This window comes from Methanosarcina sp. MTP4 (assembly GCF_000970045.1).
Taxonomy (GTDB): Archaea; Halobacteriota; Methanosarcinia; order Methanosarcinales; family Methanosarcinaceae; genus MTP4.
The window spans coordinates 2483635-2501116 of record NZ_CP009505.1; the positions used below are offsets into that span (position 1 = coordinate 2483635).

10 protein-coding genes and 1 pseudogene are annotated in these 17482 nt (G+C 45.0%); 6 read left to right on the forward strand and 5 right to left on the reverse strand.

The annotated features are described in order from the left end of the window. Positions 1-61 precede the first annotated feature (61 nt). The gene (locus MSMTP_RS10290) at positions 62-703 is read left to right on the forward strand and encodes a 6-hydroxymethylpterin diphosphokinase MptE-like protein (RefSeq protein ID WP_048183333.1); all 642 of its coding nucleotides are present in this window, start codon (positions 62-64) and stop codon (positions 701-703) included. Between the two features lie 458 nt (positions 704-1161). Continuing rightward, on the forward strand, positions 1162-4587 hold the full coding sequence (locus MSMTP_RS18020) for a tetratricopeptide repeat protein (RefSeq protein ID WP_052718369.1): 3426 nt from the start codon (positions 1162-1164) through the stop codon (positions 4585-4587). Between the two features lie 187 nt (positions 4588-4774). Here MSMTP_RS18020 and MSMTP_RS10300 read toward each other — a convergent pair whose 3' ends face one another. Further along, positions 4775-5380, reverse strand: coding sequence for a hypothetical protein (locus MSMTP_RS10300; RefSeq protein WP_231582749.1), 606 nt, complete (start codon positions 5378-5380; stop codon positions 4775-4777). Positions 5381-5665: 285 nt separating this feature from the next. Between MSMTP_RS10300 and MSMTP_RS10305 the strand changes: the two genes are divergently transcribed. The 4 genes from MSMTP_RS10305 to MSMTP_RS10320 all read left to right on the forward strand — a co-directional run bounded on the left by MSMTP_RS10305 (position 5666) and on the right by MSMTP_RS10320 (position 11448). Continuing rightward, positions 5666-6706, forward strand: coding sequence for a uroporphyrinogen decarboxylase family protein (locus MSMTP_RS10305; protein WP_048179007.1), 1041 nt, complete (start codon positions 5666-5668; stop codon positions 6704-6706). Between the two features lie 14 nt (positions 6707-6720). Further along, positions 6721-7014, forward strand: coding sequence for a hypothetical protein (locus tag MSMTP_RS10310; protein ID WP_048179009.1), 294 nt, complete (start codon positions 6721-6723; stop codon positions 7012-7014). Positions 7015-8484: 1470 nt separating this feature from the next. Then, positions 8485-9087: a GNAT family N-acetyltransferase gene (locus MSMTP_RS10315; RefSeq protein WP_048179011.1), complete on the forward strand. Its 603-nt coding sequence runs from the start codon at positions 8485-8487 to the stop codon at positions 9085-9087. A 927-nt stretch (positions 9088-10014) separates the two neighbouring features. Continuing rightward, positions 10015-11448, forward strand: coding sequence for an ATP-binding protein (locus tag MSMTP_RS10320; RefSeq protein WP_048179012.1), 1434 nt, complete (start codon positions 10015-10017; stop codon positions 11446-11448). A 39-nt stretch (positions 11449-11487) separates the two neighbouring features. Here MSMTP_RS10320 and MSMTP_RS10325 read toward each other — a convergent pair whose 3' ends face one another. The 4 genes and pseudogenes from MSMTP_RS10325 to mtbC form a co-directional block, all read right to left on the reverse strand. Next, complete coding sequence (locus MSMTP_RS10325; protein ID WP_369799639.1) at positions 11488-13086, reverse strand: metallophosphoesterase; 1599 nt, start codon at positions 13084-13086, stop codon at positions 11488-11490. Positions 13087-13580: 494 nt separating this feature from the next. Beyond that, the gene (locus tag MSMTP_RS10330; protein WP_048179015.1) at positions 13581-15107 is read right to left on the reverse strand and encodes an APC family permease; all 1527 of its coding nucleotides are present in this window, start codon (positions 15105-15107) and stop codon (positions 13581-13583) included. 120 nt (positions 15108-15227) lie between these two features. Further along, a pseudogene (mtbB, locus tag MSMTP_RS10340) lies at positions 15228-16631 on the reverse strand ([dimethylamine--corrinoid protein] Co-methyltransferase). Positions 16632-16653: 22 nt separating this feature from the next. Continuing rightward, positions 16654-17295 (reverse strand): dimethylamine corrinoid protein MtbC, encoded by a 642-nt coding sequence (mtbC, locus tag MSMTP_RS10345; protein WP_048179020.1) that lies wholly within the window; start codon positions 17293-17295, stop codon positions 16654-16656. Positions 17296-17482: the final 187 nt, after the last annotated feature.

Sequence of the window (17482 nt, forward strand, 5' to 3'; positions counted from 1 at the left end):
AATAAACAACTAACAGAAAAAAATAACAAGGAAAAAAGGAAAATGGAGAGGAGTGATTAATCTGGACTTTGCCGCCTGGGAACCGATCTACGAGCGAATCCTGGCTGATTTCGGCTTCGACCGTACCGGGGATGAAGAGGCAGCCCGGCTCCTCTCCAAAATGCTGACAGAAGAAAACACTGTCAGCCTCTCCGAACTTAATACAACGATTTCCGGAAAACCCGTCCTTGTCTGCGGAAACGCCCCGAAACTCCGGGCTGAGCTTTCGGAAATAGACCTTTCCTCTTTTGTAATAATCGCAGCCGACGGAGCCGCCGCCGTCCTGATGGACCTCGGCCGAGTACCCGAAGTCATCTGCACCGACCTTGACGGCAATTCCGAAGCAGACATCGAAAAAGAAATCCTCGCCTCTGAAAAAGGCGCTCTCGTCCTCATCCACGCCCACGGGGACAACACCGACAAGCTCGAAAAATACGTGTCCCGCTTCAAGCGCTTCATAGCCACGACCCAGGCTGAGCCTTTTGACCGCGTCTACAACTTCGGCGGCTTCAGTGATGGGGACCGCTGCGTCTTTGTGGCGAAAGAGTTTGGGGCAACGAGCGTCAGGCTTGCGGGATTTGATTTTGAAGATCCCGGGGTTAATCCTATTAAGAAGATGAAGTTGAAGTGGGCGAAGGAATTAATTGAGATCTGCGGGATTTGAAAAACGAGGGATGGATTTTTTATTCTCGATTTTAGTATTCTTTTTTGGGGCTGGTTTTTACTTTCTGCTTTTGTATCCTCTCTGTGGCCGTTTTTAACTAATCTTTGCAAACTCTTTTTCGGGGCTGCCGGAATACCGTATTTCCGTCGTTTTTGTTCGCGCGAAGCGCGCCTGCCCGAAACTGCCCTCTAATTTGAAAAAAAGCAGAAAATAGTCCCAACATGCCATTTATCACTTTTATGGAAAAATGCCGTGAATTTAATCCGTTTTAATCATTTTTAATTATTTTTTCCATCATAAGGAAATGATTCAAGTGATATAGTTTTCTTATGCCCACTTTTTTAGGAAAAACTGACAAAATTAACAACACTTATATCATAATTTTGAAATATGATGTTATCAAATAGTCATCTCACTCAATTTAAGATAAAAGTAATGAGATCGGATATGGGGATAACATGCCCGGATTTACAAAAGTAGAAAACCGTATTTTACAAAAATATATTTCAGATCCTAAGTTATCTAACAGCCTTGCTTCAATTCGTGGGGTCATGGAAAGTATCTGGGCAAATGACGCACCAAGAATAGTACAGAATTACACGGACCATGGTATTGAGCACAGTGAAAGAATTGCTTACTTTGTAGAAAAGTTGCTCCAGGTAAATCCTGATGCAGAATTTTCAGAACAAGAAATTTACCTGCTTCTCGCAGGCGTTTATTTGCATGACATCGGGATGCAGTGCGATGTTGTCGAGTATCCTGCAATAAAGGAAAGGGCCGAGGATGAGGATTTAGACGCAAAGTTCGATAAAGAATTTACCGCAGAAACAACAAATGGCTATTCCTCAGAAGAGCAGAACGAAATCCGCAAGAATCATCATCTTCTTTCCGCAGCCTGGATTGACTACCTGTATAAAGGAAATGATCCGGAGTTATCTCCTGCGATCAAAAGTTTACCTTATGATCTTGTGGACGATTTAATGGATGTGTGTAAATTCCATTCAAAATTACCAATAAGTGATTGTCCTGACTCTTTTAACTCTGATCCGAACAGTCGCAAAAAAATGGTCGCTGCACTTTTGCGTTTTGCTGATGAACTTGATATAAGCAATACACGTGTTAATATCGGGACTGCAAAGATTTTTGCCATATACCCAGATAATAGTGTTTACTGGTGGCTACACAACTATACAAAAGTCAATTTTGTTGATCCTAACAAAATTCGCCTTAAAGTCCATTTGCATCCTGAAGACTTTGAATCATATGGCTCCTTTGTGCGTGAAGAATATATCACTCATTTTAAAAGCAAAAATCAGCTTGTCTTAGACGCGCTGGTTGAACAGAATATTTCTTTAGTAATCGATACTAATTCAGACGTTGTGGCACACAAACGTGCTGAAAAGTTCCCTCCTGAGATAACTGCTGTTTTGGACAAAAAGATACAAGAAAGTGACTTGTCTCCTAATTCTCAGATTCAAGTTATTGCTAAAAACTCTGATTCCAAGCCTATAGAAATTTTGCCACCTCAGACTATCAAGGAAGTTAACGAGGGAATTTCAAATATTCCACATTTAAGGAACCCTCGTTTCACAGGTCGTGAAGATAAGTTAAAACAAATCCATGAAGCCCTTATTTCAAATAATGCAGTTGCTTTATCTCAACCCGTTGCAGTATGCGGACTCGGAGGTATTGGCAAAACACAAACTGCGATTGAATATACCTATCGTTACCGTGATGAATATGGATTCATATTCTGGGTAAAAGCCGATTCTACAGATTCGATTATTTCGGATTATGTCGGTATCGCAAAATCATTGAATTTACCGGTTAAAAATGACTCAGACCAGAACACTATTGTGGCGGCTGTATTGAACTGGTTTAGGACCAATGAGGACTGGTTACTTATTATCGACAATGCAGATGACCCTTCTTTTGTAAAGGATTTTCTTCCCCCAAGTCCTAAAGGACATATCCTCTTGACTTCAAGAGCACGAGTTTTTGATGCACTGGGGATTACGAGTTTAGTTGAAATGGAGGAGATGTACCCTGACGAAGCTAAGAACTTCTTGCTAAAGCGTACAGCGCGTGTTGATCCAGATCAACAGGAAATCGAAGCACTTGAGAAACTGATACATGAACTTGGTTATCTTCCATTGGCTTTAGAACAGGCCGGAGCTTACATATATGCAAATAACTCCAGCTTCAAAGATTATCTGATAAGTTATAAAAAACGTGGCCTGAAGTTATTGGAAAAATCTCTTATTGATAAGAGCAAGTATCCAGAATCGATATCTACCACTTGGTTGATGAACTTCGATGAGGTGAAGAAAAACTCAGAAGTTTCAGCGGATATTTTATTTGCAAGCGCTTTTCTAAATCCCCACAAAATCCCTGCAGAAATCTTTTGCAAAGGTGCGGAGAAGTTAGGATCACTAATTTCTGCTGAATTTAGTGATGTTGATACCGATCCACTTGTTTTTGATGAAGTACTCAAACCACTCTGGCAGTACTCTTTAATTGACCGTGATGCCGGTTGCCATACTTATGATATTCACCGCCTTGTACAAGCTGTTCTTAGAGATGGAATGAAAAATGATGAACAGTATCTCTGGGCTGAACGTGTTATTAAAGCTGTAAATTGTGCATTTCCTGAAGTGGAGTATAAAAATTGGGAGCTTTGTGATAAGCTTCTTCCACATGCACTGACCTGTGCAGAATATATCAAACAATGGGGCCTGGAAACTGAAGAGTCCTCAAAATTGCTAAATGCAAGTGGAAGTTACCTGCATAAACGTGCACGTTTCAAGGAAAGCGAACCGTTCTTGAAAAGTTCATTGGAAATTCGAAAAAAAGTGCTAGAACCTGAGCATTTTGACCTTTCTGAGAGTTTCAACAATTTAGCTGAACTTTACAAAGATTTGGCTAGGTATTCAGAAGCTGAACCACTATATGCGCGTGCATTAGAAATTCGAGAAAATGTTTTAAATCCAGATAATCCAGCCATAGCAGAGAGTCTCAACAACTTAGCGGAGCTTTTTACAATTTTGGCTAGGTATTCAGAAGCGGAATCACTGTGTGTGCGTGCATTAGAAATCCGAGAAAATGTTTTAAATCCAGATGATCCGGATATAGCAGAGAGTCTCAGCAATCTGGCTGGAGTTTATCGAGATTTAGGCAGATATTCAGAAGCTGAACCTCTGTACACCCGTGCCCTGGGAATCACAGAAAAAGCGCTTGGCCCTGAACATCCAGATGTAGGTACTTTCCTTAACAATCTGGCTGTAGTTTATCAAGATTTAGGCAGGTCTTCTGAAGCCGAACCTCTCAATATTCGTTCCCTGAGAATCACAGAAAAAGCGCTTGGCCCTGAACATCCGATTGTAGGTACTTGCCTTAACAATCTGGCTCTAGTTTATCAAGATTTAGGTAGATCTTCCGAAGCCGAATCTCTCAATATTCGTGCCCTGAGAATCACAGAAAAAGCGCTTGGCCCTGAACATCCAGATGTAGGTATTCGCCTTAACAATCTGGCTGGAGTTTATCAAGATTTAGGTAGATCTTCCGAAGCCGAATCTCTGTATACCCGTGCCCTGGGAATCACAGAAAAAGCGCTTGGCTCTGAACATCCAGATGTAGGTATTCGCCTTAAAAATTTAGCACAATTTTTCCGTAATCAAAATAAATACCTTAAGGCCAGACCTTATTATGAGCGAGCAATTAAAGTTGTGGAAAAAACCAAGGGTGAAAATAGTCTTGATTTTGCTGACCTTTTAAAGAGTTATGCTTCTTTGTTAAATAATATGAAAAGGAATCGAGAAGCTACCAGAATATCTAAACGAGTTACAAAAATACGTTCTAATATAAAAAAAGGAAACGAAAAGTAAGCTCAACTTAGCCATTTTTGTTTCTTTTTGAGCTTTGAACGTTTTTTGCTTTCACTCTCTGGTTAGTCTTTCAATTTTAATTCTGAGTAAACCGGGCTTTTGCCCGGAACAAGACAGACTCGATAAGGCTATTCCGGCTGCTTCGGTTTAAGTTCAGCATCAGCACGTCTTTTTTAAAACCCCGGTTTTATTCCATCCTCCTGATCGCGAAAACCACCCCTACCACTGCTGCAAGCACCCACACCAAACTAATGAAAGGAGTGCTTTCTGATTCAGGAACTGAACCCGTATCTCCTTCTTCCGGCTCACCTTCAACCCCATCACCACCAGTCTCATTTCCTTCCTGCCACTTCCCCTGCACTTTCAGTTCCTCAATCACGGCACCTCTATCGGACACCGGGCGCTTTCCGGGGAATTCTACGGACACTTTGAAGAGCCGGTCCTCCAGGTCCAGGTCCTTCAGCATGAGGAGCACTTCTTCATTTTCCTCGAATTCGGGCTGGTCTTCGGTCCAGACGCCTGTGCCGGTTTCGGTTCTCACCTTTATGGTTTCGGCGGGCAGGGGGTTATAAAGCCACTCTTCGACTGTGATTGTAAAGATGGTATAGTCGTAATGCTCTTCTATGTCACTGACCGTTCCGATTGCTACTCGATCCGAGTGGTTGACCTGGTAGGGAATTTCGACGGATTCTGCGATTAACTCGGCTGCTGCGGGGCTTGCGGTCAGGAAGAGCAGGCAGAGAGCCGGGACGATCAAAAGGATTGATGCTTGTTTCAAGGTTTTAGGGTTCATTATATTCTCCGATTCTCCTTTTTCAGGAGGAATTTTCTATTCCTTACTTTATCCTCCAACTTATTTATTGATTTTTTAAGGTGCAGTTTTATTCGCAGTTTAGGTTTGGGGTTTCCCGGAGAAAAGGGGGTCCGAAAAGAGCCTGGAAAAGTAAGACAAGTTTCCTGATGTAGGATTTTTGTGATTTACCATGGATTTTACGAGCCGGGATAGGGTTTCTGAAAAGCAAGTTAAATATACATTGCTTGTATAATTAGTAAATATATTAAAAAGGAGAGATGAAACGTGCAGGACGAAATGACTTCAAGGGAACGAGTTCTGGCTATGCTCAGGCGGGAACCTGTAGATAGGGTCCCTGTAATCTCGGGTTCCGCTATGGTTGCGGAATATACTAAGAAAAGCGGGGGAGTTTTTCCCGATTACCATCATGATGCGGAAATGATGGTCAATGCTGCGAGTCTGATGCATACGGATGCAGGGATAGACAATATTGTCATGCCTTTCGGGATGTTTGTGGAATCCATGGCTCTCGGGCTTGAGGTTAAGATGGGAAGGATAGACATCCAGCCATCTGTCAAAGGATTCTTTGAAAAACCCGAGGACGTGGACCTTGACCCGGACAAATTCCTGGCAGACCCTTACGTCAGAACCACCATCGAAGCTACAGAGCTTGCAAAAGAAAAGTTTCCTGATGCTGCAATTACGCCTTTCCTTGTCGGGCCTGTCACTCTTGCGGGGTATCTGATGGGAGTTGATAAACTTGCGAATTTAAGCTGCAGGAGCCTGAATCAAGATGAGGTCATGGAAGAAATGATCGAATGGTTTTCCAAAGCCCTGGAAATTAATAAGATCTATGCAAGAGCATGCATTGAAGCCGGGGCAGACGTGCTTTACTATTCCGATGCTTCTGCTTCGCCCAACCTCGTTATCCCCTACTTTTACTACCAGGTGGGGGTGCCCGCGGAAATAGAACTCGGGGAATTCATACACAAACGGGGATGCCCATGGGAACTCCACATCTGCGGTGACACAACCCCGATTATCGAGGGTATGGCAGCCACCCGGGCAGACTGTCTCAGTGTCGAACAGGCAGTCAAGATGGAAGAAGTCGTAAAGATCGCAAGGAACGTGCCCGTGGTCGGCAATGTAACCCCTCTCCTGATGATAGACGGTTCCGAAGAGCAGATCCGGGAAGAAACGATAAAAGCGCTGGACGGAGGAGCAAAAGCAAGCATGCTTGGATGCGGTACACCTTCCCCCAGCAGTCCGGAAAGGCTCAAGCAGTGGGTAAAAGCAGTTACCGACTGGTCTGCCGAAAACCTGTGACCTTTCCGGATTAAGTGCTTAACAGTGAACTACCCGGAAAAATACCAGGAAGATACCAAAAAATAGCGAAAATAACGAAAGTAGCGAAAATAACGAAAGTAGCGAAAATAACGAAAGTAGCGAAAATAACGAAAGTAGCGAAAATAACGAAAGTAGCGAAAATAACGAAAACACCAGGAAAAATTAGTTGCAGAGAATTTCATTCAACTTTTTTCTTCTTCCTCTTCTCCCGTGACATGGTGGCGTTGGGTAAGGTACTGGAAGGTATAAGGGGAAAATGTAGGGGAAAATTTATTGGAGAAAATTGAGGGTGGAAGGGCGAAAGCGCTTAATAAGGCAAAAAGCAAATCCACTTTCTGTGCCCCGAAAATACCGTACACTAACGGGATTCAAGGGTTAAAAGTGCGTATCTGTGACCACCGCATAACATTGAGGCATTTGTTATACGACGTTTGAGGCATCGATCTGGAAAAAGAGATACAATTGCTTCAAACCTTTACGCTACGCCTTTCCACCGGTTTTTCAGGCATACTTGCCGTTATCTACCACTTTCAAATATACCTATTGCCCAATATTTCCTTTTACCCGTTCTTCGCCCACCTAACGAAACGAACCACTCATTGCCGCCAGGGTGAAGTGATGATCGTTATGAATTAGCGAAGAACTTTTTTGTATTTCCGCAACAGAAATACAAGCCATGCATTTGTAGCTTATTATTATAAATATTTTACCCAGATAGATCTCATACAGTGGGCTCTTTTCATACAACTATGGAAATATTGAGAGACTGAACTAAAATATAATTACATGGGGCAATATTTTATAACAAAAGTTAGGCTAAAAAAGTTAGTTAAGCAGAGTAAGTTAAGCAGAGTAAGTTAAGCAGAGTAAGTTAAGCAGAGTAAGTTAAACAAAACGGTTATGGGTTAAAGAAGTTCACGAAAAAGGTGGAAGTGAATAGAAGAGTTAGAAAAGAAGTAGATGGTTCGGAAGTGGGCAGGAAAAACCAGAGGCAAATCTTCATTTCCGATAGTTCTGAACAGCTTTGAGACATCTTGAGCGCTTCACAGCCTTTGAGGCATCGTTAAGAAATGAAATGTGCCTTTGCTTAACCTTTTTGTTCTCGCTTCCTCGCCTGGACAAATTCAGAATTTTGCTTCTCTACCACAAAAAGCATCAACTGATGTCCGAATCCTTCTTTTCCGATCCTTCACCCATTACCGGAACAACTCACTCGCCTGCCAGGGTGGAGTGATGAGTAATGTTAGTAAAGGACCTTATGTGTTCCACTTTCGTTAATGGGGGTACAGACCCATGTTACCGGATTAACCATATTTATATATTTCCAGTGAGTATAAAAACTTTTTAATTTCACGTCAATCCGGTAAGAACTCCGGAACCTCATTGACCAGGCCGTCTGCAAACGGGCAAGGGTGGTTTTTCCGGAAGGTTTTTAGGGTTCTTCACGACTTTGAGCGACGGATGTGTGTCCGGTTTGTCGTCAAGAAGGTTCCGGTCGGCACAGAGGGTGAAGAGCCCCCGATTCCCCCTGTACACAGAGGGAATGCGGCAACTTAGCACCTACTTAATAATATAAAAAACTATCGCAAATTTAATTCCTTGAAACCAGGTGTCTCTAGAAAAATTTAAACTTCAGATTCTCCGGAAAGGCCTCATTGGAAGGCAAAAGAGTCAATTCCTGCTCGTAAAAAAAGCAGGCGAAATGCTTATGAATATTCTTTGCAAACATGCCTGCACCTGCATTTTGCGTGAAAAACATGATCACAGAAAATAAACCTCTCCGGATCTTTTACCGGGAAGCCGAAAAAAACGACCACTCTCAGATCCGGGAGTTCATAGAACTTGTGGATTCGGAATTTTACCCGCCTCTTTCCCAAAGGCCCGGGGGGATTGAAGAAAGGATTGAAAATTCCCTTGTAAAACCTGACGCTAATTTTCTGATGGCAGAAGGCATCTCAAATTCAGGGTTTGGATCGGGGGCAGATTCCGGATTAGGGACAGAAACAGGAAAAGGAACAGGGATAGAGACATTTCCCCAGCCTGACAGGCCCGCTGGACCTGATCGAATTGCCGGGCTTATCAGCTACGAAAAACAGTGGGAAGGAGAAAACAATGCGTACATCTCCTTTGTGGCGGTGAACCCCGGCTTCCGGAACATGGGACTAGCCTCGGAACTCATAAACCTGCTGGAAGAACAGATGCGCTCCGAAGGAATGGAACGAATGTACGTATGTACCTGGTCCACAAACCGGTCTGCTCTGGCTCTTTACGGGAAAAAGGGTTTTTCAACGGCTCGGATAATAGAAGATGACCGTGGACCTCTTGTTGATACGGTGTATCTGGTGAAGGATATTTCTTGAAAAGGCAACTCTTTTACAAATGGTTTGAGGTCGAATATGGAATTTTTAGCGGTTCCTGATTAATCGGTTGATGTTACATTTCACTTGACCCAGGGAACCGTTTTTCAATTTAATTGAGCTTATGCCAAAATTTACTAAAATGCTTTAAAACGGTAAAAAAAGCTTAAAAATACTTATTTAGCCAAAAAATTACATATAATGATTTTAAATTAGTACTCCTCAAAATGCCTATTAGAAGTATTAATCATAAATACTTAATTTATGTTATATATGAATTATAAATTAACATTTAATATGATTTTTTAGTTTATAATGCACAAAAATCTAATTTTTTGCTATGTTTGAAATCCCGATTTGCCCTTATTTTACCTATTAAACGATTAATACTGCATATAATTGCCATTATACCTTTATTTATGCTTATCATTGCTTAAAATGTGTTTTAAACAAATTTTTTCGGCAAATAATTTTTATTAGCCAATATTATTGGAAAATAAGAAATTCTGTGGAAAATGGTATAAGCTCAATTGTTAAATAAGTAACCTCCGCCAGCTTGCCTGGCGGCCCTCACCAAAAAGGAACAAAAAAATATACTGAACTGAATATATGCTGATCGTACATGTTTTTATATTATTTTTCCGCTTGACTTTTTTGACTGACTTTACTATTAATGTTCATTGTTAATCTTCTTTTCTTCACTTTATTTTGGAAAGGCCGGCCGCCTTTGGCGTCCGTGGACAAAAACGACGGAAGACGATATTCCGGTTGTAAGGGATTAGAATTCAGGATTTCGAGCTATCCCTTGCTCGCTTTTTTAATCCTCCCATCGCAAAAAAGGTTCACTGCCATTTACTATCCATTTATCGAGAACCTCTCAAATGCCAATGAAAGCTATATAGCTGAACTTCACAAAACCTGGTGGGTATAATGAAAAAATCCGAACTCCGCCGTATAATCCTCCCCCGGCAGCCCTCCTTTCAAAAACATCAGGACCTAATCCCCCGTGACCTGAAAATAGACTGCTATCTAAAGGGCAGAGAAGTAGTCATGATCTGCGGGATCAGGGGCTGCGGGAAGACTTCATTTCTGAAGCAGATAGCGGACAGGCTGGACGGAATAAAAGTCTACATCAACTTTGAAGCCATCAGGCCGGAAGATTTCGAACCCCGGAATTTTCAGGATATCCGGGATATTGCTGCAGAGCTTAACGGAAGTTCCGGGAAAGAGCTTGATAAAAAAGAGATTGAAGAGGGTGGAGAAAAGCAGGTCTACTATTTTCTGGAAGAAATCCAGCATATCCCGCTCTGGGAGAGTTGGTTGAACAAGCTTTACGAAGAGGGTATAAAGGTTTTTGTTACCGGTTCAAACTCAAAGTTCCTGAACTCCGGAAACGGCCCCTTCCTCACGGGCAGGAGCAAGCCGCTCAGGATCTTTCCCTTCTCTTTCAAGGAATACCTGCGGCTGAAGGGGATCGAAATGTCTGATCCGGACCTTGATTCCCTTCCCACTTCCAGAAAAGATGAAATCTTGTCCCATTTCCTGAAATATTTTGACAACGGCGGCTTCCCTCAGGTCATAAAAAATGAGAAGTTTGAACTCTCACGGGAATATTTTGAAGAAATCCTCCGGAAGGAAATCCTTGACCGGCACGAAATCCCGGATGCGGAAGGGCTGAGAAGGCTTGTTGTTTTCCTGTTCTCCAACGTGGCAAGCGAGTATTCTTTCGAGACACTGAAAAAGGTGAGTGGGATCGAAAGTGAGGAGACTGTCCGGCGCTATCTCGGCCATCTGGAAGAAGCTTTTTTGCTGTACAGGGTCCCGATGCTCAACCATTCACAGGATAAAGCCGATACTCAGGATAAAGCTGATACTCAGAATAAAGCCGATACTCAGGATAAAGCTGATAACAGGAACGGAAACAGGAACGGATACGAGAATGGGACCGCTGCTTCCTGCAAGGTCTATGCCGGAGACACTGGATTTTTCAAGACCGTGGCGACAAATTACCCGGACAGCCTGGGGCTGAGGTTTGAAAACCTTGTGTTTCTGGAACTTTTGAGGAGAGGAAAGGAGGTATTCTTTTTCAGGGACAGTAGGGAATGCGATTTTGTGGTGAAGGGAGAGGGCAGACAGGGACAGAAAATTACAGAGGCCATTCAGGTTTCGACCTATTTTGGGAATCCGGCGGTCAGGAAGAGGGAGATAGAAGGATTGATGGGGGCCATGCAGGAGTACGGGCTTGAAGAGGGGCTTATCCTGACGCTGGATGATGATGAAATTCTGGAGATAAATATGGGGAACCGGGCCGGGGAAAAATGGAAGAAAATTATGGTTAAGCAGGTGTGGAAATGGATGCTTTAACATAAAGGAGTGTATTAGTCTGCCTTCAGGGGGGTTAGTTCAAAGACCTTGAAGTCTGCATTTAATACATTCTCTCCTTAGTTCTATCTCGTAATTTATTATATTTGAGAACTCATTCCATGGATTTTCCTTATTTTCTTCCTCCTTATTTTCGTTCTCCTTATTTTCTTTCTCCCAATTTTCTATATTTGATTTGATTGTATCGTAGAAGGGATTTCCGTCTGTTTTTCTACTTGTGACTTTTACACAACTCATCTCTGGACAGCTGGTTTCTTTATACATATGAACCTCGACATGATTCAGTTCTTTGTCCAGCAAAACTATTGATGCGCCTTTGTTTTTGTTGCACACGGCTTCGTCGACCACCCAGCCCCCGGTGTTGTAGATGTTCAGGTCAGTGGTCAGGCCTTCTATCAGTATTCCGGTAAGAGGGATGCACATGTCAAAGGGTTTATGCGTATGCCCGAAAATGAAAGTCAATTCGGAAGGTGCATTTCCTTTTTGCTCTTCAAGGATCTGGTTCCATACGGTATTCAGGTACAGAAGTATTCCCCTAACAGTATTTTCTCCCTTGGAACCTTTTTCCTGGCATTTTACCCAGTCTGAGACCAGGCATCTGTGGATCAGATTTAAGATATCTTTGATTACTGCAGCTTCAATTTTTTTGGCGAGGGGAGAAATCACCCCGTATTTATTTGATAAGTTGTTGGCAATTTCGGATGTTAATTTTTCCATGTGCTCTTTGTTGCCCAGGTGTTCGTAACAGGTTTCGGAAATCTCTCCAGCATCTCCGGACCTTCCCATGGTGGACCAGAAAAATTCAATCCAGGCGAAGTTTTCCGATTCAAGCATCTGGACGTCAAGAGGCATATCTCGGTCAATCCCAAGGGCAGCTGCTTTTAAAATGCTCATCAGTCGATATATAACTTCCACAAAATGCCCGTGGTGGATCAGTACGCATTTTTTGTTGTCCTCCGAAAATAGGCCCAGATTGGGGTAAGCAATCTCTATCCGAATTCTGTCATCCAGCTCTATTCCTTCGTACTTGGAGAAAGAATGGCGTTCTATCAGCCGGTCAAGGAATTCGGAACCAATTCTTTTATCTTCCACGTCCGAGGTTACGTCCCCGGTTTCACCAGGCCTGATGTAGCCCCAACCATTGCTGGAATAATTATCGGGAAGGGGAGGCAGGCAAAGGGGGGTTTTGTGCCAGGGAAAAGGCAGGTCTTCGTTTGGGTGCCTACAAATGTAGTCAGTGTACTGGCTCTCTCTTGCCAGTTCCCAGATGTGGTGGTCGTGATTTCCGGGTATGTAGACTACCCTGTCGAATAATGGTTCATCTTTTTTTAAGATAAGTTCAAGAAAGCGGTCAAAAGTCATTGCTGCGATATTGGTCTTTGTCAGGGCCAGTTCCAAGATGTCACCGTTTAAAATCAGGGTTGGTTTTTTTTCTTTAATTTTATTCTCGCCAATGATTTCCTTCAGGCACTCCACCAGTTTGACCATAACTTCGCTCGGCTTGCTGGTATCAAGGTTTCCCCCTTCTATGTTGGTCAGAAGGCTGTCTTCTTCTCCGAGGTGCATATCGGAGATGCATACGTAACAGACGTCGTATTCCCCATGCTCGTTTCCCGTAATTTATTCCCCCGCGAATTTCTTGAGAAACAGCTTCTTCCGTGAGTCCGAAACAATAAGGACCCGCAGCGAAATAAACTATGCAACTTATCATTCAATTATAACTTCGATTGGTGATCTTGATCTTGAAAATCAATATATCCAATCTGGAATATGCATAGGTTGTTCTGTGACGAGTCCTAAGGTCCTGCGGAAATCTGTTCTCTTTACATTATCTGTCTGCGTGGTAAAATAAGCAATACGAAATAATAATCCTTATTTTATATTTTACCTGGCATAATATCCAGAGTTTTCCGGGGGTAAATGATAAAAGTAAAGATGTAGAAAAGAAAGGAACCCGGAACATTCCGTGCTCCGGGAACAAACATTCGGGTCCGGACCTGTCCCCCGACTGGTGGAACTTTCCGGGGGCATTTTCGGACCTCTTTTGCTGAAATTCTCTACGCTGAAATTCTCTACGCTGAAACTCTCTGAACTGAGACACTCTGCACAAAAAATCAGGCAGTTATATCGACAGGTATGGCTTCTTTTTCTTTAATTTCGCCTTCTAGCATATCTTCTCTCTTCTCCTTCTGGGAATAGATCCAGAGCGGTATGAAGAGGCAGAGCACGGAAAAGCCGACAAAGGTCGTGTTCCAGCCAAGTTCGAGGCTGTTGAGGTAGATAATCCCGATAAGGAAGAAGGGGATGTTCAGGAAGGCGGTTGCAAGAGCCACATTTTTCCAACCGCGGGGGGCTTTGAAGGGCCTTTCGAGCTTTGAGAGTTCGGGGTCTTTTCTCACTTTTACGTAGGTGTAGAGGCTGATCCCGTTTGCACAGATGTACCCGATGGCTGAGGCTGCAAGGATTGCCGTCGGGGTCCCGAGCAGGATAAGGAACATGTTGAAAAGGGCATCTGCAAGCATTGCGTTCATTGGGTGCCCGTGGGAGTTTAGCTTGCTGAGGAACTTCGGGAGATTGCCTTCGACGGACATCGAATAGATTGACCTGGCTGAGGAGAGGAAGGCGGTCTGGATGATCAGGAGCATGGCCCCTATCAACATTACGATTGTAATCGAAGCTCCAAGGCTTCCCAGGGTCATGTTGGCGATTGGGAGCATCGGGGATACGGGTTCGGAAAGTACGCCTTCGACTCCCAGGGTCCCGATAACCGAGGTCTGGACAAGCACGTAGAGCACAAGACAGATTGCTCCGCATACCAGGAGGGCTTTCGGGGTGTCGGTGTTTGGGTTCTTGTACTCGGGCCCATAGATGGCTGCGGTTTCCCAGGCACAGGCGCTCCATTCAGCCATTGCGAAAATCCCGAAGAGGATAAGGATGTGCTTCATATCCCAGACCCAGTCGGTTGGGAACCAGGAACCGGTAATGTTTGCCATCTGGAAATCGCCGGTAAGGAAGGGGGCGATTGTAATTACTAGGAGGGGGACCAGGGAGACCACGGCCAGGATGTATCCGACCGTTGCGCCGTTCTTGAGCCCTTTAGAGTTAAGAATGGCAAGGCCCCCGAAGATCACGGCTCCTACCAGTAAGGAGAGCAGGGTCTCAGGGATAGCCCCGAAGGCAGGGACCAGGCCGTGCATGTAGCTTCCGATTAGAATCGCATAGATCGCGAGCACCGGGCTCCAGCCGAACCAGTAACTCCAGGCGCTGAAACCGCCTATGAACTTTCCTAACTTGAATTTCCCGTTATTGCTCTTGTTGGAGACTGAGCCAAAAACCGTCTGGGTATAGCCAGGAAGCCCTGATGCCTTCGGAAAGACGGTTGCAAGCTCCCCGAATGCAAAGTTCTGGAAAAAGCCCAGGAAAATGGTCAGCACCCAGACAACTATTGAAAACGCCCAGACATAACTTGTAAAATAGCCAATGGAAGGCAGGATCAACAGCGGCACACCGAGTGCAATTGCAAGTCCCTGTTTCCAGTCAATGCTCCGTTCAAGCTCTTTTGGGTCGCAGCTCGCCCGGCTGCATTCCGACCCGTGCTGCCAGTCTACCTGTGAGTAGGGGGGATTGGTATCTTCGTCCATAACAATTCCTTTTTTATATTTTTTGTATGTTTTTTATTTTTTTAATTCGCGGATTCACATCCATAAGTAAAATAAAACGAAAATTTCCCTGTTAGTTTTCCTGTCCGTTTTTCGTTCCGTTTACACGATCTGTTTTCGGAACATCTCACAGGAATTAATGTTGATGCCGAGCAGTTTTTCGATGTTCATTTTTGCGGCAATTCCCTTGGCTGCGCCTGTCACGGAAGTGATTACTCCGATATCGAGTTCTTCCCTGAGCTCTCTCATGACATACTCGTCGGTGAGGTCCCCAACCCCGACACCAAGCTTCTTTGCGACGTAGTCTTTTGCTTCCCCAACCCGCATGTTCTTCGAAAACTGCATCCTTGCAACCAGGTCCCCTGCAGCCCTTATCCCGGTCATCCCGGAAGCCATTATGTGGGAAATCGGCATACCCAGCGGGTCGCCGACCCCTATCTATATGCCGTCTACGCCGGCAATCTCGACCATTGCCTTGCTGGCCCTGGTAACGGCGTCTACAGGTGGAGTTTCGAGCATCGGGATTCCCCCAACGCCCATGCCCATGTTCACGTGGCAGGGAATGGGAGAAGCTGAAACGGCTGCCTTGATGAAAGTAACAGCCCTTGCCAGGTTCCAGGCTGAGGTCCTGCTGGTGTTGGTGTTGCAGACCGGGCCGAAAACGTTTGCTCCGGCTTTTGCAGCCAGGGGGGCCTGCTGGTGGGGCCAGAGCCCGGCAAGGGTAGTCCCGTCGTATTCAAGTTCCCCATGCATCCCGAGTACCATCTCTCCTGCCATCCCCACTTCGATGTACATGTCGGGAAACCGGGCCCTGAGGGCTTCCACAGCGTTCAGGGTCCCGTACATGTCCCCGTCGCCGGCAGCTCCGGTGGTGTCGAAGTTGACCCCATCGGCTCCGCTTGCCATGAGCCGCTGCATGACCCAGACTGTGTCCCTGGTAAGGTGCTCGGCTGCGTGTTCCATGGACTCCCTGGCCTTCTGGATCTTGAAAAGCTTCATAAGGTCACCGGGGTTTTCGAAGGGTCCGTCCGGGGTATAGTAGAGCCCCATATTGGGCATGGCTCCGTAGAAGAGAGGGATAATCATGTTCTGCTGGCAGACTTCCATAGCCTGGCACTCGTTTGCGACAACAGGCTTGACGGGCTTGAAACTGTAGTCGATGTGCCCGAGCTCCATGGTGTCGGCCCCAAAAGCCCTTTCGTGCATCATTGAGCCTACAAGACGGCTGCTGGGAATCCCGACCCCGCTGTTTCCCTGGTCCCCGTCAAGCCTGAGGGTCCCGATGTCGTGGGTCACGGGAACTTCCATGCCCTGTTCCACGCTTACGGCTTTTCCGGGCATCATCAGGATTTCGGCAAGGGTTTCAAGCTCATCCCCCGAGAGGAAAGGGGTTTCCCCGAGATCAGCCGCGTTTGCCGAACCTTCTTCGATTTCTTCAAAAATTTGCTTTTTTGTCAGGGAAATCCGCTTTCCGTCTCCCATTCTCAGTAAATATTCAGTTGCCATTTTTAGTCCTCCGGAACCTGGCTTACAGAAGCAACTCTTTTGCCCTTGTAACGGCTTCGCTGGCGTTTTCCGCGTAGCAGTCCGCTCCGATTTTTTCAGCCCAGGCCTGAGTTGCGGGAGCTCCTCCTATCATGACTTTCACCTTCTCACGGAGCCCTCCCTCTTTCAGGAGCTCGATGACTTCCTTCTGCCCCGGAAGAGTGGTTGTCATAAGCGCGGAAAGCCCGATCATGTCAGCCCCTGTTTCCTTTGCCTTTTCCACAAAGTTCCGGATCGGGACGTCCCTTCCGATGTCGTGTACCTCAAAACCCGCAGACTGGAGCATTGTGGAAACAATGGACTTTCCGATGTCGTGGACATCTCCTTCCACGGTCCCGTTGACAATGACTCCGAGTTTCTTTCCCTGGTCCCCGGCAGGCATGCCGGCTTCCAGGAGACTAACTCCGGCAGTCATGGCATCAGCTGCCATCATCACATGGGGTAAGAAGAGTTTCCCCCTTTCAAAGAGGACTCCGACCTCGTTCATGCCGGCAGCAAGCCCCTTTTCAATGATTTCCGATGCAGGAATCTCAGACTTCGCTTTCTCCACGGCGGCAAGGACTGCGTCCTTTTTGCAGGAGATGATCGCATCCGAAAGTTCTTGCAGTAATTCTTCGCTGGTCATCTGCTAATTCACTTCTCCATTTTTTGGCTGCACCATCATAGGCAACCGGTAACTTATTACCGGTTAATATATTATATAAAAGTTTCTATCTGGTACGCAAAAAATGAAACTTATATTTAAATATATCTTCCGGGTCTTTGAATATGAAGAGGGATTTTCAAGAGCGAACTCGCACAGTACTGCAAGG